The organism is Roseomonas sp. SRI_022 (genome assembly GCF_057586215.1).
Genome location: NZ_JBYCZL010000001.1, coordinates 166,116 through 186,869, shown reverse-complemented (window position 1 = coordinate 186,869; position 20,754 = coordinate 166,116). Strand labels below are relative to the sequence as shown.

General features: G+C 69.7%; 29 protein-coding genes and 1 tRNA gene. 15 read left to right on the top strand and 15 right to left on the bottom strand.

All coding sequences use genetic code 11. The annotated features are described in order from the left end of the window. Window positions 1-244 precede the first annotated feature (244 nt). From petA to AC2YHJ_RS00845, 4 genes are all read left to right on the top strand, one after another. Window positions 245-790: a ubiquinol-cytochrome c reductase iron-sulfur subunit gene (petA, locus tag AC2YHJ_RS00860; RefSeq protein ID WP_487393408.1), complete on the top strand. Its 546-nt coding sequence runs from the start codon at window positions 245-247 to the stop codon at window positions 788-790. A gap of 11 nt (window positions 791-801) precedes the next feature. Next, window positions 802-2,070: a cytochrome b gene (locus AC2YHJ_RS00855; protein WP_487393407.1), complete on the top strand. Its 1,269-nt coding sequence runs from the start codon at window positions 802-804 to the stop codon at window positions 2,068-2,070. Between the two features lie 2 nt (window positions 2,071-2,072). Continuing rightward, window positions 2,073-2,840, top strand: coding sequence for a cytochrome c1 (locus tag AC2YHJ_RS00850; protein WP_487393406.1), 768 nt, complete (start codon window positions 2,073-2,075; stop codon window positions 2,838-2,840). 191 nt (window positions 2,841-3,031) lie between these two features. After that, window positions 3,032-4,366 carry an acetyl-CoA hydrolase/transferase family protein gene (locus tag AC2YHJ_RS00845; RefSeq protein ID WP_487393405.1) on the top strand — a complete coding sequence of 445 codons (1,335 nt, stop codon included), beginning with the start codon at window positions 3,032-3,034 and terminating at the stop codon, window positions 4,364-4,366. Window positions 4,367-4,466: 100 nt separating this feature from the next. Here AC2YHJ_RS00845 and AC2YHJ_RS00840 read toward each other — a convergent pair whose 3' ends face one another. Genes AC2YHJ_RS00840 through AC2YHJ_RS00830 form a run of 3 tightly spaced genes read right to left on the bottom strand, consistent with a single transcriptional unit; the run spans window position 4,467 to window position 5,579 of the window. Next, a complete protein-coding gene (locus tag AC2YHJ_RS00840) occupies window positions 4,467-4,853 on the bottom strand; it encodes a RidA family protein (protein ID WP_487393404.1) in 387 nt (128 codons plus the stop codon). 7 nt (window positions 4,854-4,860) lie between these two features. Then, a complete protein-coding gene (locus tag AC2YHJ_RS00835; protein ID WP_487393403.1) occupies window positions 4,861-5,301 on the bottom strand; it encodes a GFA family protein in 441 nt (146 codons plus the stop codon). 41 nt (window positions 5,302-5,342) lie between these two features. Then, on the bottom strand, window positions 5,343-5,579 hold the full coding sequence (locus AC2YHJ_RS00830) for a DUF4169 family protein (RefSeq protein ID WP_487393402.1): 237 nt from the start codon (window positions 5,577-5,579) through the stop codon (window positions 5,343-5,345). On the opposite strand from AC2YHJ_RS00830, the gene AC2YHJ_RS00825 reads away from it, so the two are divergent. After that, on the top strand, window positions 5,560-6,219 hold the full coding sequence (locus AC2YHJ_RS00825) for a dienelactone hydrolase family protein (protein WP_487393401.1): 660 nt from the start codon (window positions 5,560-5,562) through the stop codon (window positions 6,217-6,219). The two genes, AC2YHJ_RS00830 and AC2YHJ_RS00825, sit on opposite strands and share 20 nt — an antisense overlap. 239 nt (window positions 6,220-6,458) lie before the next feature. Here AC2YHJ_RS00825 and AC2YHJ_RS00820 read toward each other — a convergent pair whose 3' ends face one another. Further along, on the bottom strand, window positions 6,459-7,427 hold the full coding sequence (locus AC2YHJ_RS00820; protein WP_487393400.1) for a Bug family tripartite tricarboxylate transporter substrate binding protein: 969 nt from the start codon (window positions 7,425-7,427) through the stop codon (window positions 6,459-6,461). A gap of 202 nt (window positions 7,428-7,629) precedes the next feature. On the opposite strand from AC2YHJ_RS00820, the gene tsaB reads away from it, so the two are divergent. After that, window positions 7,630-8,301 (top strand): tRNA (adenosine(37)-N6)-threonylcarbamoyltransferase complex dimerization subunit type 1 TsaB, encoded by a 672-nt coding sequence (gene tsaB / locus AC2YHJ_RS00815; protein ID WP_487393399.1) that lies wholly within the window; start codon window positions 7,630-7,632, stop codon window positions 8,299-8,301. 5 nt (window positions 8,302-8,306) lie between these two features. After that, window positions 8,307-8,771, top strand: a complete 465-nt coding sequence (locus tag AC2YHJ_RS00810) for a GNAT family N-acetyltransferase (RefSeq protein ID WP_487393398.1) — start codon at window positions 8,307-8,309, stop codon at window positions 8,769-8,771. Here the strand turns inward: AC2YHJ_RS00810 and AC2YHJ_RS00805 are convergent. After that, entirely contained in the window at window positions 8,740-9,018 is a 279-nt protein-coding gene (locus AC2YHJ_RS00805; RefSeq protein WP_487393397.1) for a sulfurtransferase TusA family protein, read from the bottom strand. The genes AC2YHJ_RS00810 and AC2YHJ_RS00805 overlap by 32 nt on opposite strands. 73 nt (window positions 9,019-9,091) lie before the next feature. Here AC2YHJ_RS00805 and AC2YHJ_RS00800 point away from each other — a divergent pair, with 73 nt between their 5' ends. The 3 genes from AC2YHJ_RS00800 (at window position 9,092) to AC2YHJ_RS00790 (ending at window position 11,043) form a co-directional block, all read left to right on the top strand. Next, window positions 9,092-9,517: a Ros/MucR family transcriptional regulator gene (locus tag AC2YHJ_RS00800; protein WP_487393396.1), complete on the top strand. Its 426-nt coding sequence runs from the start codon at window positions 9,092-9,094 to the stop codon at window positions 9,515-9,517. A gap of 222 nt (window positions 9,518-9,739) precedes the next feature. Next, window positions 9,740-10,240, top strand: a complete 501-nt coding sequence (locus tag AC2YHJ_RS00795; RefSeq protein WP_487393395.1) for a Fur family transcriptional regulator — start codon at window positions 9,740-9,742, stop codon at window positions 10,238-10,240. Continuing rightward, entirely contained in the window at window positions 10,237-11,043 is an 807-nt protein-coding gene (locus tag AC2YHJ_RS00790) for a GNAT family N-acetyltransferase (protein ID WP_487393394.1), read from the top strand. Before AC2YHJ_RS00795 ends, AC2YHJ_RS00790 begins: the two co-directional genes overlap by 4 nt. Here AC2YHJ_RS00790 and AC2YHJ_RS00785 read toward each other — a convergent pair. The 3 genes from AC2YHJ_RS00785 to AC2YHJ_RS00775 all read right to left on the bottom strand — a co-directional run bounded on the left by AC2YHJ_RS00785 (window position 11,019) and on the right by AC2YHJ_RS00775 (window position 13,747). Beyond that, a complete protein-coding gene (locus AC2YHJ_RS00785) occupies window positions 11,019-11,933 on the bottom strand; it encodes a DMT family transporter (RefSeq protein ID WP_487393393.1) in 915 nt (304 codons plus the stop codon). The two genes, AC2YHJ_RS00790 and AC2YHJ_RS00785, sit on opposite strands and share 25 nt — an antisense overlap. A gap of 157 nt (window positions 11,934-12,090) precedes the next feature. Next, window positions 12,091-13,545 (bottom strand): amidase, encoded by a 1,455-nt coding sequence (locus tag AC2YHJ_RS00780; protein WP_487393392.1) that lies wholly within the window; start codon window positions 13,543-13,545, stop codon window positions 12,091-12,093. A 7-nt stretch (window positions 13,546-13,552) separates the two neighbouring features. Then, window positions 13,553-13,747, bottom strand: a complete 195-nt coding sequence (locus tag AC2YHJ_RS00775; protein WP_487393391.1) for a DUF6494 family protein — start codon at window positions 13,745-13,747, stop codon at window positions 13,553-13,555. 80 nt (window positions 13,748-13,827) lie between these two features. Here AC2YHJ_RS00775 and AC2YHJ_RS00770 point away from each other — a divergent pair, with 80 nt between their 5' ends. After that, window positions 13,828-14,463 carry an FMN-binding negative transcriptional regulator gene (locus tag AC2YHJ_RS00770; RefSeq protein WP_487393390.1) on the top strand — a complete coding sequence of 212 codons (636 nt, stop codon included), beginning with the start codon at window positions 13,828-13,830 and terminating at the stop codon, window positions 14,461-14,463. Between the two features lie 283 nt (window positions 14,464-14,746). Here AC2YHJ_RS00770 and AC2YHJ_RS00765 read toward each other — a convergent pair whose 3' ends face one another. The 5 genes from AC2YHJ_RS00765 to AC2YHJ_RS00745 are packed head-to-tail and all read right to left on the bottom strand — an operon-like array spanning window position 14,747 to window position 17,310. Then, on the bottom strand, window positions 14,747-15,616 hold the full coding sequence (locus tag AC2YHJ_RS00765; protein WP_487393389.1) for a DMT family transporter: 870 nt from the start codon (window positions 15,614-15,616) through the stop codon (window positions 14,747-14,749). Continuing rightward, on the bottom strand, window positions 15,613-15,867 hold the full coding sequence (locus AC2YHJ_RS00760) for a hypothetical protein (RefSeq protein ID WP_487393388.1): 255 nt from the start codon (window positions 15,865-15,867) through the stop codon (window positions 15,613-15,615). The genes AC2YHJ_RS00765 and AC2YHJ_RS00760 overlap by 4 nt, the downstream gene beginning before the upstream one ends. Beyond that, window positions 15,864-16,712 (bottom strand): bifunctional methylenetetrahydrofolate dehydrogenase/methenyltetrahydrofolate cyclohydrolase FolD, encoded by an 849-nt coding sequence (gene folD, locus AC2YHJ_RS00755; RefSeq protein ID WP_487393387.1) that lies wholly within the window; start codon window positions 16,710-16,712, stop codon window positions 15,864-15,866. The genes AC2YHJ_RS00760 and folD overlap by 4 nt, the downstream gene beginning before the upstream one ends. After that, on the bottom strand, window positions 16,709-17,011 hold the full coding sequence (locus tag AC2YHJ_RS00750) for a DUF167 domain-containing protein (protein WP_487393386.1): 303 nt from the start codon (window positions 17,009-17,011) through the stop codon (window positions 16,709-16,711). Before AC2YHJ_RS00750 ends, folD begins: the two co-directional genes overlap by 4 nt. Continuing rightward, on the bottom strand, window positions 17,011-17,310 hold the full coding sequence (locus AC2YHJ_RS00745; RefSeq protein ID WP_487393385.1) for a YggT family protein: 300 nt from the start codon (window positions 17,308-17,310) through the stop codon (window positions 17,011-17,013). The genes AC2YHJ_RS00750 and AC2YHJ_RS00745 overlap by 1 nt, the downstream gene beginning before the upstream one ends. Window positions 17,311-17,425: 115 nt before the next feature. Here AC2YHJ_RS00745 and AC2YHJ_RS00740 point away from each other — a divergent pair. Further along, a tRNA-Ala gene (locus AC2YHJ_RS00740) sits at window positions 17,426-17,501 on the top strand. 47 nt (window positions 17,502-17,548) lie between these two features. On the opposite strand, the gene AC2YHJ_RS00735 is transcribed toward AC2YHJ_RS00740, so the two are convergent. After that, window positions 17,549-18,067 carry a DUF6428 family protein gene (locus tag AC2YHJ_RS00735; RefSeq protein ID WP_487393384.1) on the bottom strand — a complete coding sequence of 173 codons (519 nt, stop codon included), beginning with the start codon at window positions 18,065-18,067 and terminating at the stop codon, window positions 17,549-17,551. A gap of 45 nt (window positions 18,068-18,112) precedes the next feature. Between AC2YHJ_RS00735 and AC2YHJ_RS00730 the strand changes: the two genes are divergently transcribed. Genes AC2YHJ_RS00730 through arsB form a run of 3 tightly spaced genes read left to right on the top strand, consistent with a single transcriptional unit; the run spans window position 18,113 to window position 19,946 of the window. Beyond that, entirely contained in the window at window positions 18,113-18,469 is a 357-nt protein-coding gene (locus tag AC2YHJ_RS00730; protein WP_487393383.1) for an ArsR/SmtB family transcription factor, read from the top strand. Further along, a complete protein-coding gene (gene arsC / locus AC2YHJ_RS00725) occupies window positions 18,466-18,897 on the top strand; it encodes an arsenate reductase (glutaredoxin) (protein ID WP_487393382.1) in 432 nt (143 codons plus the stop codon). The genes AC2YHJ_RS00730 and arsC overlap by 4 nt, the downstream gene beginning before the upstream one ends. Further along, complete coding sequence (gene arsB / locus AC2YHJ_RS00720) at window positions 18,894-19,946, top strand: ACR3 family arsenite efflux transporter (RefSeq protein WP_487393381.1); 1,053 nt, start codon at window positions 18,894-18,896, stop codon at window positions 19,944-19,946. The genes arsC and arsB overlap by 4 nt, the downstream gene beginning before the upstream one ends. A gap of 41 nt (window positions 19,947-19,987) precedes the next feature. On the opposite strand, the gene AC2YHJ_RS00715 is transcribed toward arsB, so the two are convergent. Beyond that, window positions 19,988-20,725: a THxN family PEP-CTERM protein gene (locus tag AC2YHJ_RS00715; RefSeq protein ID WP_487393380.1), complete on the bottom strand. Its 738-nt coding sequence runs from the start codon at window positions 20,723-20,725 to the stop codon at window positions 19,988-19,990. Between the last annotated feature and the right edge of the window lie 29 nt (window positions 20,726-20,754).

The following is a 20,754-nucleotide window of genomic DNA, read 5'->3' as shown; positions in this document are numbered from 1 at the left end:
CGCCGGGGCCGCCCCGCCAGTCCCGGCGGAAGACGCTTCGATCATGTAATGCTCCTGCAAGGCGGCGAGGTGCCATGGACACCCCGCGCGAGCGCCCCTTATAAGGTCGGCCGCGCAGGGAGGGCAGCGCGCGTAGCCGCGCGCCTGCCCAGCACTGCTTGCGGGTGCCGCGCTGGCGCCCGGATTTCGGGTTGATGCGGCCGGCACCGCCCTTTCGGCGTGCCGGCGGAAGGGATGGTGAGGCATGGCGGATAGTGGCGAGGCCACCGCGGACGGCGGGACGCCGCGGCGGGACTTCCTGAACCTGGTGACGGCGTCCTTCGCCGGCTTGGGCGTCGTTGCCGTCGCCTGGCCCTTCATCAATTCCATGCAGCCGGCGCGCGACGTTCTCGCGCTCGCCAGCACGGATGCCGAGCTCGGCGCCATCGTGGCCGGCCAGGCGGTGACGGTGATGTGGCGCGGCAAGCCGGTCTTCATCCGGCACCGCACCCCGCAGGAGATCGAGGCGGCCCGCGCCGTTCCGTTGTCCGAGCTGAAGGACCCGCAGACCGATCAGGCCCGCGTCACCAAGGACCAGTGGCTGATCGTCGTGGGCGTCTGCACGCATCTCGGCTGCGTGCCGCTGGGGCAGAAGCCGACCGACCCGCGCGGTGACTACGGCGGATGGTTCTGCCCCTGCCACGGCAGCCACTACGACACGTCCGGCCGGATCCGGAAGGGACCTGCGCCGCTGAACCTCACGGTTCCGGGCTACGTCTTCACCTCCGACACCAAGATCCGGATCGGCTGAGGAACGCGACGATGGCAAGCGGCCTGCACAACAGCGATATCCCGAACCCCGTCCTGCGCTGGATCGACCAGCGCATGCCGGTCTTCACCATGATGCAGAAGGAGTACGGCTCCTTCCCCACTCCCCGGAATTTCAACTACTTCTGGAATTTCGGCGCGCTCGCCATGGTCAATCTGGTGATCATGATCGCGACCGGCATCTTCCTGGCGATGCACTACACCCCGCACACCTCCATGGCCTTCGATTCCGTCGAGCGCATCATGCGCGACGTGAACTTCGGCTGGCTGCTGCGCTACGTGCACGCCAACGGCGCTTCGATGTTCTTCATCGTCGTCTACATCCACATCTGGCGCGGCCTCTACTACGGTTCCTACAAGGCGCCGCGCGAGCTGCTGTGGATCCTTGGCGTCGTGATCTTCCTGCTGATGATGGCGACGGCCTTCATGGGCTACGTGCTGCCCTGGGGCCAGATGTCCTTCTGGGGTGCCACCGTCATCACCAACCTGTTCTCGGCCTTCCCGATCGTCGGCGAATGGATCGTGCAGCTGCTGTGGGGCGGCTTCAGCGTGGACAACCCGACGCTGAACCGCTTCTTCTCCCTGCACTACCTGCTGCCCTTCGTGATCGTCGGCGTGGTGTTCCTGCACATCGTCGCGCTGCACATCACGGGGTCGAACAACCCGCTCGGCATCGAGCCCAAGGGCCCGCAGGACACCCTGCCCTTCCACCCGTACTACACGGCGAAGGACAGCTTCGGCCTGGTGGTCTACTTCATCGTCTTCGCGGTGCTGGTGTTCTTCGCGCCGAACTACCTCGGCCACCCGGACAACTACATCCCGGCCGACCCGCTGGTGACGCCCGCGCATATCGTGCCGGAATGGTACTTCCTGCCGTACTACGCGATCCTGCGCGCGGTGCCAGACAAGCTCGGCGGCGTGCTGATGATGTTCGGCTCGATCGCGGTGCTGTTCGTGCTGCCGTGGCTGGACAGCAGCCCGGTGCGGTCGATGCGCTTCCGCCCGATCGCGCGCATCGCGTTCCTGCTATGGACGGTCTGCTTCTTCGTGCTGCTGTACTGCGGCGGCAAGCCGCCGGAGGAGCCCTTCGTCACCATCAGCCGGATCGCGACCGCTTACTACTTCGCGTATTTCCTGGTGATCCTGCCGCTGCTCGCGCGGCTCGAGAAGCCGCTCCCGCTGCCCGAGAGCATCGCCCGCGCCGTCCTCGGCGGCGGCCCGCTGCCCGCCGGCGCCGCGGCGAAGCCGATGGAGAAGGCCTGACCATGCTGCGTACTTCGCTCAAGGCCCTCGCCATCGTCGGCGGGCTGTTCGCCGCCGCCCCGTCCGCCCATGCGGCCGGGGAAGCGGTCCACATCCCGAATGCCGGCTTCAGCTTCGACAGCGTCTTCGGCAGCTTCGACCGCGCCAGCGCGCAGCGTGGCTTCCAGGTCTACCAACAGGTCTGCGCCTCCTGCCATTCGGCGCGCCTGCTGTCCTACCGCGACCTGCGCGCCCTCGGCCTGACCGCGGAGCAGGTCGTTGCCATCGCGTCCCAGGTGCAGGTCCAGGACGGGCCGAATGACGAAGGCCAGATGTTCGAGCGGCCGGGCCGCCCGTCCGACCGCTTCCGCAGCCCCTTCCCGAATCCGCAGGCGGCGCGCGCGGCGAACAACGGCGCCCTGCCGCCGGACCTGTCGGTCATCGCCAAGGCGCGGGCCGGCGGGGCCAACTACCTCTACGCGCTGCTGACCGGCTATGCGGATGCGCCCCCGGGCGTGACCCTCGGCGAGGGGATGAACTACAACCTGTACTTCCCCGGCCACCAGATCGCGATGGCGCGGCCGCTGAACCCCGACCAGGTCGAGTTCGCGGACCATACCCCTGCCACCGTCGAGAACATGGCGCGCGACGTGTCCACCTTCCTGGCCTGGGCCGCCGAGCCCGAGCTCGAGGAGCGGCGCGCCATGGGCGTGAAGTGGATCATCTTCCTGACGCTGCTCGCCGGCCTTGCCTATGCGGTGAAGCGCAAGGTGTGGGCCGACGCCCACTGAACCGGCCGCGCCGCCCCGGCGGCGCGCCATCCCCGGCGACGGGACATGAACGGCGGGCGCGTGGGAAACCACCGCCCGCCGTTTCGCATTCCAGGGCCTGCGCCCGCTGGCACGCCGCGCTGAATCCTGCGAGCCTCCCCGCGAAGGTCCGGCGACCAACATGACCGGATTCGACCAACAGGGAGCCGTTCATGCAGTCCAAGGCCGGCGGCAAGGCAGCCCGCCGCATCACCGCGGCTGAGGCCGCCGCACTCGTCGCCCCGGGCGACTGGATCGACTACGGCGTCGGCTTCAACCAGCCCGACGCCTTCGACCAGGCGCTCGCCGCCCGCACCGCGGAGCTGCACGACGTCACCATCCGCAACTGCCTGTCGATGCGCCCGCGCGCCTTCCTCGAAGCCGATCCGCACGGGCGGCACTTCCGCTGCTTCAACTGGCATTTCTCCGGCTATGACCGGCGCATGCACGATGCCGGGCTGTGCCACTACATCCCCTGCAACCTCGGGGAGATCCCGGCCTACTACCGCCGCTTCATCGACCGGCTGGATATCGCGGTCATCAAGGCGAGCCCAATGGACGCCGAGGGATACTTCAACTACGGCCCGCTCAATCTGTGGCACCCGGCGGTGGTCGAGCGCGCGGCGACCGTCATCATCGAGGAGGCCGCCGACATCCCACCCGTGCACGGCCCACAGGCACGGCTGCACCGCAGTGAGGTGGACTACGTCATCGCCGGCGACGACGCACCCATCCCCGAACTGCCCAATGCCGTCGCGACCGATGTGGACCGCGCCGTCGCCCGCCTGATCGCGAACGAGGTCGAGGACGGCGCCTGCCTGCAGGTCGGCATCGGTGGCATGCCGAATGCGGTGACGACATTGCTGCTCGGCAGCGGCGTGAAGGATCTCGGCATCCATACCGAGATGCTGAATGACGGGCTGGCCGAACTCTATCGCGCCGGGCGGGTCAGCGGCACGCGCAAGGCGGTCGATCCGGGCCTCGTCACCTACAGCTTCGCGCTGGGCAGCCGCGCGCTGTACGACACGGTGCGCGACAATCCCGACTTCATCTGCCGTCCCGTGGACGAGACCAACCTGCCCGACGTCATCGCGCGCAACGACCGCGTCGTTGCCATCAACAACACGACGCAGATCGACCTGCAGGGCCAGGCGTCATCCGAATCCGATGGCCACCGGCACATCAGCGGCACCGGCGGACAGTTGCAATTCGTCCGCGGCGCCTATGCGTCCAAGGGCGGCAAGTCCTTCATCTGCCTCGCCTCCACCTATGAGCGGAAGGGCGTGCGGAAAAGCCGCATCGCGGTGGAGCTGACGCCCGGCAACATCGTGACCACGCCGCGATCGGACATGATGTACGTCGTGACCGAATACGGGATGGTGAATCTCAAGGGGAAGTCGGTGTCGGAACGGGCCGAGGCGCTGATCGGCCTCGCCCATCCGGATTACCGCGAGGACCTGTCGCGCGAGGCGCGGGAGAAGGGGCTGCTGTCCCGGCGTTTCGTCTAGAGCAGATCCCGATCAGGCGGAATCGCCTGATCGGGCGAAGATGCTCGCGAAAACAAGAGCCGGGAGCCGTTGCCGTGAGCCAGGGCGAACGGAAACGGCTCTACGGCCGCTTCGCCACCGCCTCGATCTCGATCAGCGCGCCGCGCACCAGCGCGGTGACGCCGATGCAGGTGCGCACCGGCCGCCCGCCCTCGGGCAGCGCGGCGGCATAGGCGGCGTTCATCGCCGCGTAATCGCGTTCAAAGGCGGTCAGGTACACGCGCACCGAGACCAGGTGCTGCAGGCCGAGCCCCAGCGCGCCAAGCGCGCGGTCCAGGTTGCCCATGGTCCGCGTCGTCTGTGCCGCGATCCCCTCGGGCAGCGGTGCCTCCGGGTTATCGAGATCGCGCGGGAACTGCCCGGTCAGGAAGACGAAGCCATCCGCCTCCACCGCATGGGACGAGGGCGAGACGGAGGGCGGGAAGCCGGGCAGGATGTGGTGGCGCATCCGCGCATCATCCTGCCGTTGCTTCCGGCGTCCAGTTCCGTCGCCTGCGGGCCAGGCGGTCCGCGGTTGTCTCGCCCTCGAAGTCGGTCGCGGATTCGATCAGGTCGGCGCGATCGACATTGTCGAAGGTGTTGACGTTGACGACCGCGTAGCGCGAGCCGTCGATGGTGCATGTCGTGATCGGGATGACCCCGCAGTCGAGGCAGAGGTGGAAATCCGCCGTCCGGGTACCGAAGCGGTAGCGCCCCAGCCGGGTCTCATCGGCGATGGTCATGGTGAAGCGGCCCTGGGGGTGTGAGGTCCATGCCGCCCGATGCTTCGTGCACAGGCCGCAGCCGCAGGCACGGACCGGGATGGCCGCGTGCGGTCCCGGCCAGTCGAAGGCGAAGCGGAGGTTGCCGCAGTGGCAACTGCCGTGAATCCGGCGGAAAACCGTCGCTTCCTGCATCCCGGGTCCTCCCCTTTTCCGGCCGCCCCCGTGCGCGCGGTTCACTCCTCGCGCTTTGCGCCGTCCAGCAAGGCGCGGCGGCGCTCCTCGGCGCGGGTGTCGTTCGCCTTTTCCGCCTTGGTTCGGCCGTGCTTCGCCCGGTTGGCGGCGACCTTCGCCTCCGCCTCCTTGCGGGCCTGCGCCTTGCGAGCCTTGTTCAGGTTGACGATCTCGCCCATGCGGACAGGATACGCCGCCACTCCCCAGGGGAAAACGCCCATGACGATGATCTCGCTCACCGCCGCCGACGGCCATCGCCTGTCCGCCTGGCGCGCCGGCCCGCAGAACGCCACCCGCGCCCTGGTCGTGGTGCAGGAGATCTTCGGCGTGAACCGCCACATGCGGAATGTCTGCGAATCCTTCGCCGCCGAGGGCTATGCCGTCATCGCCCCGGCGCTGTTCGACCGCGTGGCCCCGGGCATCGAGCTCGGCTACGAGGCCGCCGACGTCGCCCAGGGCCGCGAATTGCGCGGCAAGATCAATGATGGCCAGACGGTGCTCGACATCCTCGCCGCCGCCGCCGCGCTGCCGCGCGGGGTGAAGCGCGGTATCGTCGGCTATTGCTGGGGCGGCACCGTCACCTGGTATGGCGCGACGCGGACCAGCGCGTTTTCCGCCGCGTCGGGCTGGTATGGCGGCGGCATCGCCGCGGCGAAGGACGAGACGCCGCGCTGCCCCGTGCAGCTGCATTTCGGCGAGACCGACGCCTCCATCCCGATGACCGACGTCGCCGCGGTCCGTGCCGCGCAGCCCGATGTCGAGGTTCATGTCTATGGCGGCGGCCACGGCTTCGGCTGCGACGAGCGCGGATCCTACGTGAAGGCGGATTACGATCTCGCGCAGAAGCGCACGCTGGAATTCTTCGCCAAGCACCTCTGATACCGGCCGGCCTTTCGGCTGATTCGGCATCAGAGTCCTGGTTTCGCGCGCAGCCGTCCTGCCAACCCGGCACGCCATATCGTTTGCCTCGCCGGTGACGCCGTCATCGGAAAAGCTCGGCGCCATGGCGCATGCGCGGATGGCCATGCCCTCCGCGCCCAGCACCAAAGAATCGCATTCCAAAGGGCCGTTGCCCTTTGGTGGGGGTGGCTTGGAGGGGGCAAAGCCCCCTTCAATCCTTACTGCGGCTGGATCCCCGCCGACCGCGCCGCCGCGACCCACTTGTCCATTTCCGCCTGGACGAAGCTACGCATCTCGTCCGGCGTGTTCGACACGATCCCCGCGCCGAGCGTCTTGTGGCGATCCACCACGGTCGGGTTCTGCAGCGCCGCGCGGATGTCCGCATTGATCTTCGTGAGCACCGGCGCGGGCATGTTGGCCGGCGCGATGATCATGCCCCAGGTCGAGGCCTCGAAGCCTGGCAGGAAGGCTTCCCCGATCGTCGGCACGTCCGGCAGTTGCGGGCTGCGCTGCGCCCCGGTGGTGGCGAGCGCCTTCAGCGCGCCGGACTGGATATGCGGCAGCGCGGCGGGGACGGTGTCGAACATGATGTTCACGCGGTTGGCGATCAGGTCGGGATGCGCCTGGGTGCTGCCGCGATAGGGCACGTATTCCAGCGTGATGCCGGTGCGCTGCGCGAACAGCACCGGGGCAAGGCGCACCACGCCGCCGGTGCCCGCGAAGGTCACGCCCGGGTTGCGCTTGGCGTAGTCCACCAGTTCGGCGGGCGTGTTCGGCGCGAAGGCGCGCGGCGCGCAGAGCACCAGCGGCGTCGAGGTGGTCTGCGTCACGAAGGTGAAGTCGCGCATGGTGTCGAAGGGCAGCCGGTAGAAGGCCGCATTCACCGGATGCCCGACCGAGACCAGGCCGAGCGTGTAGCCATCGGCCGGGCTGCGGGCGACGACCTCGGTACCGATCACGCCATCGGCGCCGGCCCGGTTTTCGACCGGCACGGGCTGGCCCCAGGTGGCGGCGAGCGGTTCGGCGATCAGCCGCGCGGTGATGTCGGACACGCCGCCGGGCGTGTAGGGCACGATGATGCGCACGGCGCGGTTCGGCCAGGCAGCCTGGGCGCGGGCGCCGCGGGTGGCGATGATCGCGGGCGCAGCGAGAATTCCGGCGCCGAGGGCGCGTCGCGTCGTTGTCATGGCGGTTTCCTTCCACGGACTTCGGTTCGTTCTTGGTGCCATCCTGCCGGGTCCGGCCGAGAGGCGGAAGGGCTGGGCGATCCAAGGCCGCCCGCCCGGAGCGGTTCTCCGAAGAGTGGACCTGCTCCTGTCTTCTTGAGGCGAGCATCTTCACCCGCCCGGGTGATTCCACCCGGACGGGATCTGCTCTAAGTCGCCGGGCATGAGGATCCTCGCCATCGAAGGCTCGCTGGCCCGCTGCTCCGTCGCGCTGCTGGCGGATGGCGCGGTGCTGGCGACGCGGCAGGCGGATGCCGCGCGCGGCCATCCGGCGCTGCTGCCCCGCTTCGCGGCGGAGGTGCTGGCCGAGGCCGGCGTGGCGGCAACCGGCCTCGACGCCGTGGCGGTGGGCGTGGGGCCCGGCGGCTTCACCGGCCTGCGCGCCGCCATCGCGCTCGCCGAAGGCCTGGCCCTGGCCGCCGGCCGCCCGCTGATCGGCGTGACGACCGGGGAGGCGCTGGCTGCCGCGCAGCCCGACGCCGCCACCGCCGGCCGGGCCATCTGGGCGGCGATCGACAACCGGCGCGGCCGCGTTGTGATCGAATGTTTCGACCCCGGCGCGGCCACACCCCGCGCACCGGTCGTCGCGCCGCTCGATTCCCTGCCGGAGGCCGGCATGCCGGTCCTTCTCCTCGGCGATGCGGCGGAGGCGGTGGCGGGCCTGCTCGCCGCCCGTGGCGATGTGGCGGAGGCACGGCCCGGGCTGCCGCATGCCGAATCGGTGGCGCTGGTGGCGGCCCGCCGCCTGGCCGGGACCCTACCGCCGCGCGGCGCCGCGCCGCTCTATGCCGAACCGCCCGCGGTCAGCGCCCCCGCGTCGGGCCGGGCACCCTGACCGGCGTGGCGATCCTCCCGGCGGGGGCCGAGACCGCACCGTTGCTCGCCGCGCTGCATGCCGAGGCCTTCCCGCCGCCGCAGCGCTGGGGTGCCGAAGCGATTGGACTGATGCTCGCCCTGCCCGGCCATTTCGCGCTGCTGGCGGCCGATGGGGGCGAACCGCTCGGCTTCGCCCTGGGCCGCGCCGTGGCCGGTGAGGCAGAGGTGCTGACGCTCGCCGTCCGGCCCGCGGCGCGACGCGCGGGGCTTGGCCGCGCGCTGATGCAGGCGCTGGTGGAGGAAGCGGCGCGGCGTGGCGCCGTCGAATTGTTCCTCGAGGTCGCGGAGACCAATGGCCCGGCGCGTGCGCTCTATGGCGCGCTGGGCGCGGCCGAGGCCGGGCGGCGCTGGGCCTATTATCCGGATGGCGGGGACGCGCTGGTGCTGCGATTCGCCCTCATCCCCCCCGCCGCAGCAGCAGGCGGGTGACGCCGGAGGCATCCTCGGATTGTTCGAGAATGGCGTGGCCCTGTTCCACCGCGGTGCGGGGCACGTTGCGGCGCGGCTCCTCCCCCGACAGCAGCACTTCAAGAACATCCCCCGGCGCCAGACGGTCGAGCGCGAGTCGGACCCGGACGAATGTCATCGGGCAAGTTTCGCGCGTGATATCCAGGCGGTTACTCACGGTCATTTCTTCTTCCTCGGCATCAGCTTTTTGACGTGTCGCGAATTTCACGCGGCTGGGAATTGCGACTGAGTCGCGTGATCGCTAGAATCGTTTGCGCTAAATGTACTGGGGGCTTCGTACAATGGCTGAAACCAACCCGCATGGAGAACTTCTGGGCCTCACCGCCCAGATTGTTTCTGCCCATGTCTCGCACAACCCTGTTCCCGCATCGGAACTTCCCGGATTGATCCAGGAGGTGTTCCGCACGCTGTCCGGCGTGGGCAGCCGGCCGGCGCCGGAACCCGAACGGCCGCAGCCGGCGGTGCCGATCAAAAAATCCATCACGCCGGGCTACCTCATCTGCCTCGAGGACGGGAAGAAGCTGAAGATGCTGAAGCGGCATCTCAAGACCTCCTACAACCTCTCGCCCGAGCAATATCGCGAGCGCTGGGGCTTGCCGGCGGATTACCCGATGGTGGCGCCGGACTACGCCAAGCATCGTTCGTCCCTGGCCAAGAAGATCGGCCTCGGCACCACGCCGCGCGCGCGCGGCAAGGCCAAGGGCTGATCGGCACGCGGGTCGGCGCCACCCGGCGCCGATCCCGTAGCGCACCGCCCACCCACCGCCGGATGATCGCCCGGCGGAACGGGGCCATGCGGTGCGCCGCTGCCACCCCATATGGCAGTCAGGGGTGATAACACCTTGGCTGTGGCCTGACGGGGCAGCCCGGATTATCGTCCGCGGCCACGCCGGCCATGGCATGTGACAGAACGGGGTACTAACCACCGCATGGAGAGCCGCATTCAGGCCCGTCCACCGACCCAGGACCACACACCGTCCCGGATCGAGCAGCTTTGCATCGAACGCGGCCTCAAGATGACGGGGCAGCGGCGGCTGATCGCGCGCGTGCTGAGCGAGGCCGAGGACCATCCGGACGTCGAGGACGTCTATCGCCGCGCCCTCGCGCTCGACAACAAGGTGTCGATCGCCACCGTCTACCGCACCGTCCGGCTGCTCGAGGAAAAGGGCATCCTGGAACGGCGCGACTTCGGCGGCGGGCGCGCCCGCTATGACCCAGCCGATCGCGGCCACCACCATCACCTGATCGACGTCGATACCGGCAAGGTGATCGAATTCGCCGATGAGGAGTTCGAGGCGCTGGCCCGGGTGCTGGCCCGCCGGCTCGGCTTCACGCTGGTCGGGCAGCGGCTGGAACTGTTCGGTCGCCGCGCCGAACCGGCCGAAGCCGAGACGCCGGCCAGGCGGCGCAAGGCCGGGCACGAACAGTGAGCGTCATCGAGGACGCGGGCTTCGGCGAATTGCGCGCCGGCAATCTCGGGGTAAGGCTGGCGCGGAACGCGGCAGAGATCGATGCGGCGCAGGCGCTGCGCTACCGCGTCTTCTACGAGGAAATGGGCGCGCATGCCGATGCCGCCACCGCGACGAGTCGCCGCGACCGCGACGAATTCGACGCGGTCGCCGACCACCTGCTGGTGGTGGACCATGACCGCGGCGAAGGCCCCGAATCGGTCATCGGCACCTACCGGCTGATCCGCCGCCACGCGGCGGCGAAGCTCGGCCGCTGGTACTCGGCGGCGGAATACGACATCTCCCGCATCCTCGCCTTCGACGGGGAAGTGCTGGAATGCGGCCGGTCCTGCGTCGATGCTGCCTATCGCACGCGCGCGTCGATGCAACTGCTGTGGAGCGGCATTGCCGCATACATCTTCAAGCACGACGTCGCGATCCTGTTCGGCTGCGCCTCCCTGCACGGCACCGACCTCGATGCGCTGGCGGACCAGTTGACCTACCTCGCGGCCAACCACATGGCCCCGGAGGCGATCCGCCCGCGCGCCCTGCCCGACCGCTATGTCGAGATGAGGCGCAAGGACCCGGCTGGCATCGACGCGATGCGATCGCTCGCCGCACTGCCGCCGCTGGTGAAGGGGTATCTGCGGCTCGGTGGCTTCGTGGGCGAAGGCGCGGTGCTCGACCATCAGTTCAACACCACCGATGTTGCAGTCATGGTGAAGACAGATCTGATCACCGACAAGTATTCGAAGCACTATCAGCGCAAGATCCGCGAAGCATAGGCAAATGGCCGCCCGTCGATGGCGGCGAGGCCGGCCCCGATCAGCGCCATGCCCAGCAGGTGGCGGAACTCCAGTGCCTCATGCAGCACCAGCGTGCCGAGCAGGATGGCGCTGACCGGGATCAGGAAGGTGACCAGCACCAGGTTCACCGCCCCGGCCAGCGCCAGGATGCGGAAATACAGGACATAGGCGAGCGCGGTGGACAGCGCCGCGAGGCCAAGCACCGCCGCCACCGCGGCGGCGGAGGGCGCCGGCAGGCCCCAGGGCCGGTCGATCGCCAGCGCCAGCGGCAGCATGATGATGGATGACGCCGTGACCTGTCCGAGCGCCGCCTGCGTCGGCGCCACCCCGATGGCGCGGAAGCGCCGCCCGAAGACCCCGGCGCAGGCGTAGGAGAAGGTTGCCGCCAGCATCGCCGCGGTGGCCGGGCCCGCCGCCGCCGCGCCGCCCAGTATATCCGCCCCCATCATCGCCGCGACGCCGGCGAAGCCGAACAGCACGCCGGCAAGCTTGCCGGGGCTCGCCTTCTCCTCCCGCGTGAAGGCATGCGCCACCAGGACGGTCCAGAGCGGCGTGGTGGCGTTGAGGATGGCGGCGAGGCCGGAGGGCAGCGTCTGCTGCGCCCAGACGATCAGGGTGAAGGGGATGACGTTGTTGATCAGCCCCATCACGGCGATAGCCCCCCAGGCCCGCGCCCCGCGCGGCGGTGCCGTGCCAAGCAGCGGCAGCGCCGCCCACAGCATCGCCGCGGCGATTGCCACGCGCAGCGTCACGAGGGTCAGCGGCGGGATCTCCGCCACCGCCACGCCGACGAAGAAGAACGACCCGCCCCAGAGGACGGACAGCGCGACCAGCAGGAACCAGGCGAGGGCGGACATGGTGCCTGTCATCGCCGATCCCGGGCGCGGCGGGAACTCCGCGCGTTGCGCTCATGCCGATCAGCCGTTCGGCCGACCGGCATTCGAGTCTTGGCCTTGCGCGCGGCCGCCCCACCAAGCCCGCGCGCGATACCCGATGGCTGAAGGTCAAACCTTCGGCCATCGGGTATCACTCGTAGGGCGGCACCGCGCCAGGCCGCGGGTCGAGCGGCAATTGCCGGTCGAGGCCGGTCAGCCGCTCGAACAGCGCCGCCACCTGCAATGCCCGTGCATCCTGGCGCGGCGGGGCGACCACCTGCAGCCCGACCGGACGGCCGTATTGGTCGAAGCCGCAGGGCACGGCGACGGCAGGGCAGCTTGCCAGCGTGGCGAAGGCGTTGATCAGCGACCCGCCCATGTAGTTCTCCAGCACCTTGCCGCCGATCTTCTCCGGCGCGCGCAGGTTCACGTCGAAGGCCGGCGTCGACGCGCCCGGCGTGATCAGCACGTCGCAGCGGGCGAAGATGTCGCGCATGGCACGGAAGAAGCGGGCGCGTTCATGCTCGGCCCAGGCGAGGCGCGACGGCGTCTCCGCAAGGCCGCGCTCGGTCTGCCAGATGATGTCGGGCTTCAGCAGGCCGCGCTTGGTCGCGAGCAGTTCCTCCCGGTCCACCACGAAATGCTGGCTGCGCAGCACCAGGAAGGCCTCGTTCAGCGCGCCGAGGTCGGGGAAGGTCTCCTCGATGACGATGCCGAGGGCTTCGAGGCGACGGACCTCCTTTGCGCAGATCGCCGCGGTTTCGCGATCCATCGCCATGGCACCACCGAAATCGGTGGCGAAGGCGACGCGCAGCGGCTTCTCGTGTTCGGCAGCGGCGACGGCATCGACGTAGGATCGCGCCGGCGCGTCATAGGTCATGGGATCGTCGATGTCCCAGCCCGCCATGGTGTCGAGGAACAGCGCCAGGTCGGGAATGTTGCGCGCCATCGGCCCCTGGACCGAGAGCGGCGACCACAGATCCTCCTGCGCGCCGCGCGTCACGCGCCCCGGCGAGGGCCGCAGCCCGACCACCGAGCAATAGGTCGCCGGCCGGCGCAGCGAGCCGCCATGGTCGGACCCATGCGCCAGCCAGACTTCCCCCGTCGCCAGCGCCACCGCGCCGCCGCCGGTCGATCCGCCACAGGTCAGCGACGTGTTCCACGGGTTGCGGGTACGGCCGAAGACCTCGTTGAAGGTCGATCCGCCCGCGCCGAATTCCGGCGTGTTGGACTTGGCGATGACGATGCCGCCGCGGCGCTCGATGCGTTCGACGATCGGGTGGCTGCGATCGGGAACGTAGTCGGCGAAGATTGGGCTGCCGAAAGTGGTGCGCACGCCGGCGACCTCGGTCAGGTCCTTGATCGCCACGGGCAGGCCGGCGAGCCAGCCGGGTTCGCCTTCGGCCTCCCGCCGTTGTCCCTTCATCAGCGCCTTCGCGTGGTCGCGTGCGCGGTCGAGGCAGAGCGTCGGCAGCGCATTCACCGCCGGTTCCACCGCCGCGATGCGTTCGGCTGCGGCGTCGATCATCTCGAGTGGCGAGACCTCGCGCGCACGCAGTTTCGCTACCGCCTCGGTTGCGGTGAGGCGGATCAGGTCATTCGGCATGGGGCGATCAATCCAGCGGGATTTCGGCTTCGACGATGTGGTTCAGGCCGGGGGCATCAGGCGAGGTCAGCGTCATCTTCAGCCGCAGCAGCTTTGCGCCGCCGCCACTGTCCCGCGCCGCCTTCTCGATCTCGCGCTGCGACGTGACGCCGACATGCTTGAGGAACTTGCGCAGTTCCATGTTGAAGCGGTCCTCGTCCATGGCATGCCTCCTCCGCGCAGTCAGCCGTTTCCCGATGCGGCCGCGCGCCGGTAGCCTGCACCTGAAAGGAGCATCGCGCCATGTACAACCCGCCCGCCTTCCGCGAGGACCGCCCCGAGGTGCTGGGGGAGATCATCCGCGCGGCGCGCCTGGCGCTGCTGGTCAGCGCGGCGGCCGATGGCGGCGTACCGGATGCGACGCATCTGCCGATGACACTGGTGCCGGAGGAAGGGCCGAACGGCACGCTGTACGGCCATGTCGCCAAGGCCAATCCGCATTGGCGCGGCCTGGCCGCCGCGGGTGCCGCGCGCGCGATCTTCACGGGGCCGGAGGCCTATGTCTCGCCGTCGTTATACGCGTCGAAGCAGGAGCACGGCCGCGTCGTGCCGACCTGGAACTACGTCGCCGTGCACGCCCTCGGCCCGGTCGAGATCGTCGAGGATGCGGAGCGGCTGCATGCCATCGTCTCCCGCCTCACCGACCAGCATGAGGCGGCGCGCGCCGACCGCTGGGCGGTGACGGACGCGCCGGATGCCTTCGTCGCCAGCCAGTTGAAGGGCATCGTCGGCATCGTGCTGCGCATCGAGACGCTGATCGGCAAGCGCAAGCTCAGCCAGAACCGCGCCGAGCCGGACCGCGAAGGCGTCGTCGCCGGGCTGTCTGCGAGCGCCGAGCCGGCCGATCGCGCGGTGGCGGAGGCGATGCGGGCGGATTGAGGTCGCCACGGAGAGGGGCTTTGCCCCTCCCCGAACCTTGGCGGCAGTGCCGCCAAGCCCCACCAAGGGCCGAACGGCCTCTGGAAACCGTCACCCGGTGTTGGGCACGACAGGTATTCCGGACGGCCGAAAGGCGCGCCGCGCGGTGCCCGGGATTCTTTCCGGGTGCCGTGCCCGCAGCGCGCTCCGTCATGCCCGGCACCAAGTCCCGGCGGTCCAGGGGGCACTGCCCCCTGGCGGGGTGAGGTTTGGAGAGGGGCCGCGCCCCTCTCCAATTCCGCCCTCAGCGCGGCGCCCGCAGCAACAGCGTCAGCCCGGCCAGCGTCACCGCCCCACCAGCCAGGTCGGTAACGCGCAGGCTCTCCCCCAGCATGCCCCAGCCGATCAGCGCCGCGACCGGCGGCGCGAGCAATTGCAGCGCGGCGGCCGATGAGGCCGGCAGCCGCCGCAGCAGGACGAAATACAGCGCATAGCCGCCCAGCCCGACGACGAGGATCGACCAGACCAGCGCCGCCGCCGCGATCGGGGCCGGCGCTGTCACCGGCACCGGTTCCAGCAGCAAGGCGAAGGGCGTGACCGCGATGGCCGCGACGATGGTCTGGCCGAGATTTGACATCCAGGGATCGAGCCGCCCACGCGCAGGCGCGAAAGCAAGCAGCCCGCCCGCCTGGGACAGGGCGCCGGCCAGCGCCAGGGCGATGCCGCCGGCGGCCGCGACCTCCAGCCCCGCGGCGGCGCGCGGCAGGCCGAGCGTCGCCACGCCCACCCAGCCCAACGCCAAGCCGATCCAGGCCTGGACCGCGAGGTGCCGGCCGAACAGCAGCCTTTCCCCCAGCGCGACGAACAGCGGTGCCGTTGCCGAAAGCAATGCGACCAACCCGGAGGGGATCAGCGCCGAAGCCGCCCAGGCGCAGCCGAGATAACCGCCCATGCCGAAGGCGCCCATGGCGGCGATGCGCGGCAGGTCGGCCCGCGCCGGCAGCCTGGCCCGCAGGACCCAGGCGACGGCCAACAGCACCGGCACGCCGATCGCGAAGCGCAGCGACAGCGCCATCAGCGGCGGCCATTCCAGGGCAACGATGCGCGCCGCATTGAACGCCGAGGCCCAGATCAGGACGAACAGCCCGGCGAGGCCGAGCGTGCCCGCGTTCACGCGCCGAGGCGCCGCTCGATCCGCGCCAGCGTGTCCTTCAGCGCGGCGATCTCGGCCGCCTGGCGCCGCAGCCCGGCGACGAGTGCGGCGATGCCGAGCAACCCGAGCGCGGGAATCGCGCCGGCCCAGGCATAGAGCATGCGCCCGCGGTTCCAGGCCTCGCCGCCCCAGGGCGTCGACTCCCAGGCGAGATGCGCGCAGGCGAGCAGCCCCGCGATACCTATGGCCTGCAGGATGCGGACGAGGATCATGCCGGTCCTCGCCGCGCGATCGCCGCGTCCAGCGTGTTCTCCAGCAGGCAGGCGATGGTCATGGGGCCGACGCCGCCCGGGACCGGGGTGATGGCTCCGGCCATCGCGGCGGCCTCTGCAAAGGCGACGTCGCCGGCCAGCTTGCCGGTCGGCAGGCGGTTGATGCCGACATCGACCACCACCGCGCCGGGCGCGATCCAGTCGCCGCGCACCATTTCCGCCCGACCCACCGCAGCGACCAGGATATCCGCGCGGCGGCATTCGGCGGGCAGGTCCCGCGTGCGGGAATGGGCGATGGTCACGGTGCAGTCGGCGGACAGCAGCAACTGCGCCATGGGCCGGCCGACGATCTGCGACCGGCCGAGCACCACCGCCCGTGCCCCGCGCAGCGCGACGCCCGCCTCGGCCAGGATGTGCATCACGCCGCGCGGCGTGCAGGGCACCAGGCCGGGCTGGCCGGCGGCCAGGCGCCCGGCATTCAGCGGGTGGAAGCCGTCCACATCCTTGGCCGGATCGACTGCGGCGATGGCGGCCTCGGTGCGGATCTGCGGCGGCAAGGGCAGCTGCACCAGGATGCCGTCAACCGCCGGATCCGCGTTGAGCGCGGCAATGGTGGCGAGCAGCTCGGCCTCGGTGGTTTCCGCCGGCAGGTGAATCGTGGCGCTGTCGAAGCCGGCGGCCGTCGCGGCCTTGTCCTTGTTGCGGACATAGACGCCGGAGGCCGGGTCCTCCCCCACCCGCACCACGCGCAGGCCGGGGCGGAAGGGCAGGGTTGCGACGCGTTCGGCGAGCCGGGCGCGCAGCCCGGCGGCGATCGCCTTGCCGTCGAGGATGCGGGCAGTCATGCGAGGGACTCCAGTCCGGGGGCAAGGGCGGCCGGGTCGCCGGCGACGCGCAGGGTCTTTTCGCGGGAGGCGGCGCCCTGCGCCAGCTCGACCGCCGAATTGGCGAGGCCAAGGGCACGGGCCAGCGCGTCACAGGCCGCACGGGTGGCGCGGCCATCCTCCGGCGCATCGGTGACCGCGATGGCAAGGCGGGGGCCGTCGGCCGACGGCTTGACCCCGCCGAGGCCAGGCCGCCGCGATTTCGGCTGCACCTTGACGCGCACCAGCACGGCGCCGCCTTCCGCGCGCCAGAAATGCATCAGCCGAAGCCGGTGAGCATGCCGACATAGACCTCGCCCAGCAGGATGCGCAGCGCCTGCAGCAGCAGGATCAACACGAGCGGCGAGAGATCCACGCCGCCGAGATCGGGCAGGAAGCGGCGGATCGGCCGCAGCGCCGGTTCGGTGACGCGGTAGAAGAAATCCGAGATGGTCCAGACCAGCCGGTTGCGGCTGTCGAGGATGTTGAAGGCGAGCAGCAGCGAGAGCACCGCCGCGATGATCAGCGCCCAGACGTAGAGACTGATCGCGGTATCCAGCAGCCAGAACAGCGCGCGCATGGGCCCTCCTCGAAAGCGGGGGCAACCTAGTGAGCAGGGCGGGCCCGGACAAGGCGGGTCGGAAGGCGCCTTGACTTCCCCAGCCGTCTGGGGCACTCAGCGCGCCTCGCGCGGCGGGGCTGTAGCTCAGATGGGAGAGCGCCTCGTTCGCAATGAGGAGGTCAGGGGTTCGATTCCCCTCAGCTCCACCACCGCCCGCGAGACTCCACCCAATACATGACCTGCTCTGCTGCTGACGTCAGCAGCAGCCCGACTTCGGCTTGCAGCATGCCGACGCCGCCGCATCCTGCTGCGCGCGATGGCGCGGCTTGCAGATCGCCGCCCGCGCGCTGAGGCGCAGGACCACGCGATCCGCCTCGATAACCACCGCCTCGACATCGAAGATCTGCATCGGGCTGCCGGGTGGCCCGACCTCGAAGGTCAGGCGCGCGCCGGGATCGAGGGGCACGCGCTGCGCCACCTTGTCCAGGATGCCGAGGAACTTGCCGACCGCCATGTGCCCGGGCGCCTCGGCCGTTGCCGGCAGGTCCTCGACCTGCAGGATCGTTTCGCGCCAGGCATCCGGATTGCCCCCGCAATCCAGCGTCACGAAGGAACCGGCCTTCACCTCGGTGACGTGATAGCCAGGCTGGATCAGGCGCCCGGCATAGGCGATCACCAGCCGGCGCGACGCATGCGGCGCGAGGGCATCAAGGACGGCGCCAAGCGAAGCATCGCCCGCGAAATCCAGCGTCATGGGAAGGACAGGCGCGTTCATCGCTCCCTCTTTCATCTCAATCTCTCTTGAGATATTGAGAATTCCATGCAGGAAACGCAAGCCCTCGCTGCCCTCTCGGCCCTCGCACAGGAAACCCGCCTGCGAATCGTTCGACTCCTGGTCACGGCCGGTCCCGACGGCATGGCGGCGGGCGCGATCGGGGAGGCCGTCGATGCGGCCTCCTCCCGCCTGTCCTTCCACCTCAACCACCTCGAACAGGCGGGGCTGATCCAATCCCGTCGTGAAGGGCGCTCGATCCGTTACGCGGCCGAATTCGGCGCGCTCTCGGCGCTGATCGGCTTCCTCATGCGCGATTGCTGCCAAGGCCGCCCCGAGGTCTGCGCCCCCATCGTCACGGCGCTGGCCGCCTGCGCCTGCGCCCCCACGGAGCCGACCGCATGACCATCACGATCTACCACAACCCGGATTGCGGCACGTCGCGCAACACGCTCGGCCTGATCCGTAACAGTGGCGAGGAGCCGCAAATCATCGAGTATCTGAAGACACCACCCTCGCGCGACGAGTTGCGGGACCTGATCGCCCGCATGGGCATCACCGTGCGCGACCTGCTGCGGGAGAAGGGCACGCCGTATGCGACGCTGAGCCTCGGCGATCCGTCGCTGACGGACGACCAGCTTCTCGATGCGATGATGGCGCATCCGATCCTGATCAACCGGCCGATCGTGGTCTCGCCGCTAGGCGTCCGGCTGTGCCGGCCGTCCGAACGCGTGCTGGACCTGCTGCGGCCCCAGCGCGGCGCTTTCGCGAAGGAGGATGGCCAGACGGTGGTGGACGCCGCCGGCCGGCCGGTCGCGGGGCAGGCCCAGTGAACGACACCGCCCTGCCCGCCCCCGCCATGGGGCTGTTCGAACGCTACCTGACCCTGTGGGTCGCGCTGTGCATCCTTGTCGGCATCGGCCTCGGCCAGGCCACACCCGGTGTGTTCCACCTCCTCGGAGCGGCGACGGTCGCCGAGGTCAACCTGCCCGTCGCGATCCTCGTCTGGCTGATGATCATCCCCATGCTGCTGAAGATCGACCTCGCGGCGCTCGGGCAGGTCGGGGCGCATTGGCGCGGCATCGCGACCACGGTGGCGATCAACTGGCTGGTGAAGCCCTTCTCGATGGCCCTGCTGGGCTGGGTCTTCATCGGCTGGCTGTTCCGGTCCTGGCTGCCGGCGGACCAGATCGACAGCTACATGGCCGGGCTGATCCTGCTGGCGGCAGCCCCCTGCACCGCGATGGTGTTCGTCTGGTCGAACCTGGTCGATGGCGAACCGCACTTCACGCTCGGCCAGGTTGCGCTGAACGACATGATCATGGTCGTCGCTTTCGCGCCGGTGGTCGGGCTGCTGCTCGGCCTGTCCTCGATCATCGTGCCCTGGGCGACGCTGCTGCTGTCGGTCGGGCTGTATATCGTCGTGCCGGTGATCGTCGCACAGCTCTGGCGGCGCGCCCTGCTGGCGAATGGGGGCCATGCGCGGCTCGACCGCATGCTGCAGGCGCTCGGGCCATGGTCGCTCGGCGCGCTGCTGGCGACGCTGGTGCTGCTGTTCGGGCTGCAGGGGGAGCAGATCCTCCGCCAGCCCGGTGTGATCGTGCTGCTGGCGGTGCCGATCCTGATCCAGGTCTATTTCAACGCGGGGCTCGCCTATTGGCTCAACAAGCGGCTTGGCGTGGCCTGGTGTGTCGCCGGGCCCTCGGCGCTGATCGGCGCGAGCAATTTCTTCGAACTGGCGGTGGCGACGGCGATCGCGCTGTTCGGCTTCCAATCCGGCGCGGCGCTCGCAACCGTCGTCGGCGTCCTGATCGAGGTGCCGGTGATGCTTTCCGTCGTGCACATCGTGCGGCGGTCGAAGGGCTGGTACGAGAGCAAGTAGCCCACGGCGGGCCTCCGCGGAGGCCCGCCGTGGTTCGCGCGTCAGGCGGCGTTGCGGCGCCGGCGCACGAGGCCAAGGCCGAACAGGCCGGCGCCGAGAAGCGCGAGGCTCGCCGGTTCCGGCACCACCGAGCTGCGCGCCGCCACCTGAACCAGCAGTGGCGCGCTGGTCGCGGCACCTTCGGCCGTCAGGAAGGAGGACTGGCCGTTGAAGCCGAGGACGTTGACGGTGTACTGCACGCCGCCGACGTTGAAGCTGCCGGACTGCGCGTTAAAGGAAACGCTCACCTGATCCGGGCAGGGGATCGAGCCGCCGGCGGCGCAGGGAGTCGCGTTATTCGGCGTTTCGAAATGCGTGAAGTTGTAAAGCAGGTTCATCGGACCCTGATTCACGCCGTCCACGATCACGTTGCCGATGGCAATCGCCAGTTGAACGCCGGTGATGCTGGTGCCGTCGGCAATCGGCCAGTTCTGGTGCGTGAAGGTGCCGAGCGTAAAGTTGGTGGACGGGGGTGGGTTCACATTCACTTGCAGGGGCTGCGGCGCGCTGAGCGCGAAGTCGTAGCCGCTCTTCTGACCACCGGCCGGAACGGGAGTGCCCCAGCGGATCGTCGCCGTGCCGGAGGTGGGCCCGGTATCCACCAGCGTGCCGCCGGGGTTGGCCGGGTTCGGGTTGATCCAGTCGGCCGTGATGTTGTTGAAGGCGACGACGGCGGCGTTGGCCGCAACCGGCGCCATCAGAGCCAAGGCGGCGACGGCTGCGAGATAGCGGGTCTTCATCTTGATGCTCCCTCTCTCTTGTGACGACT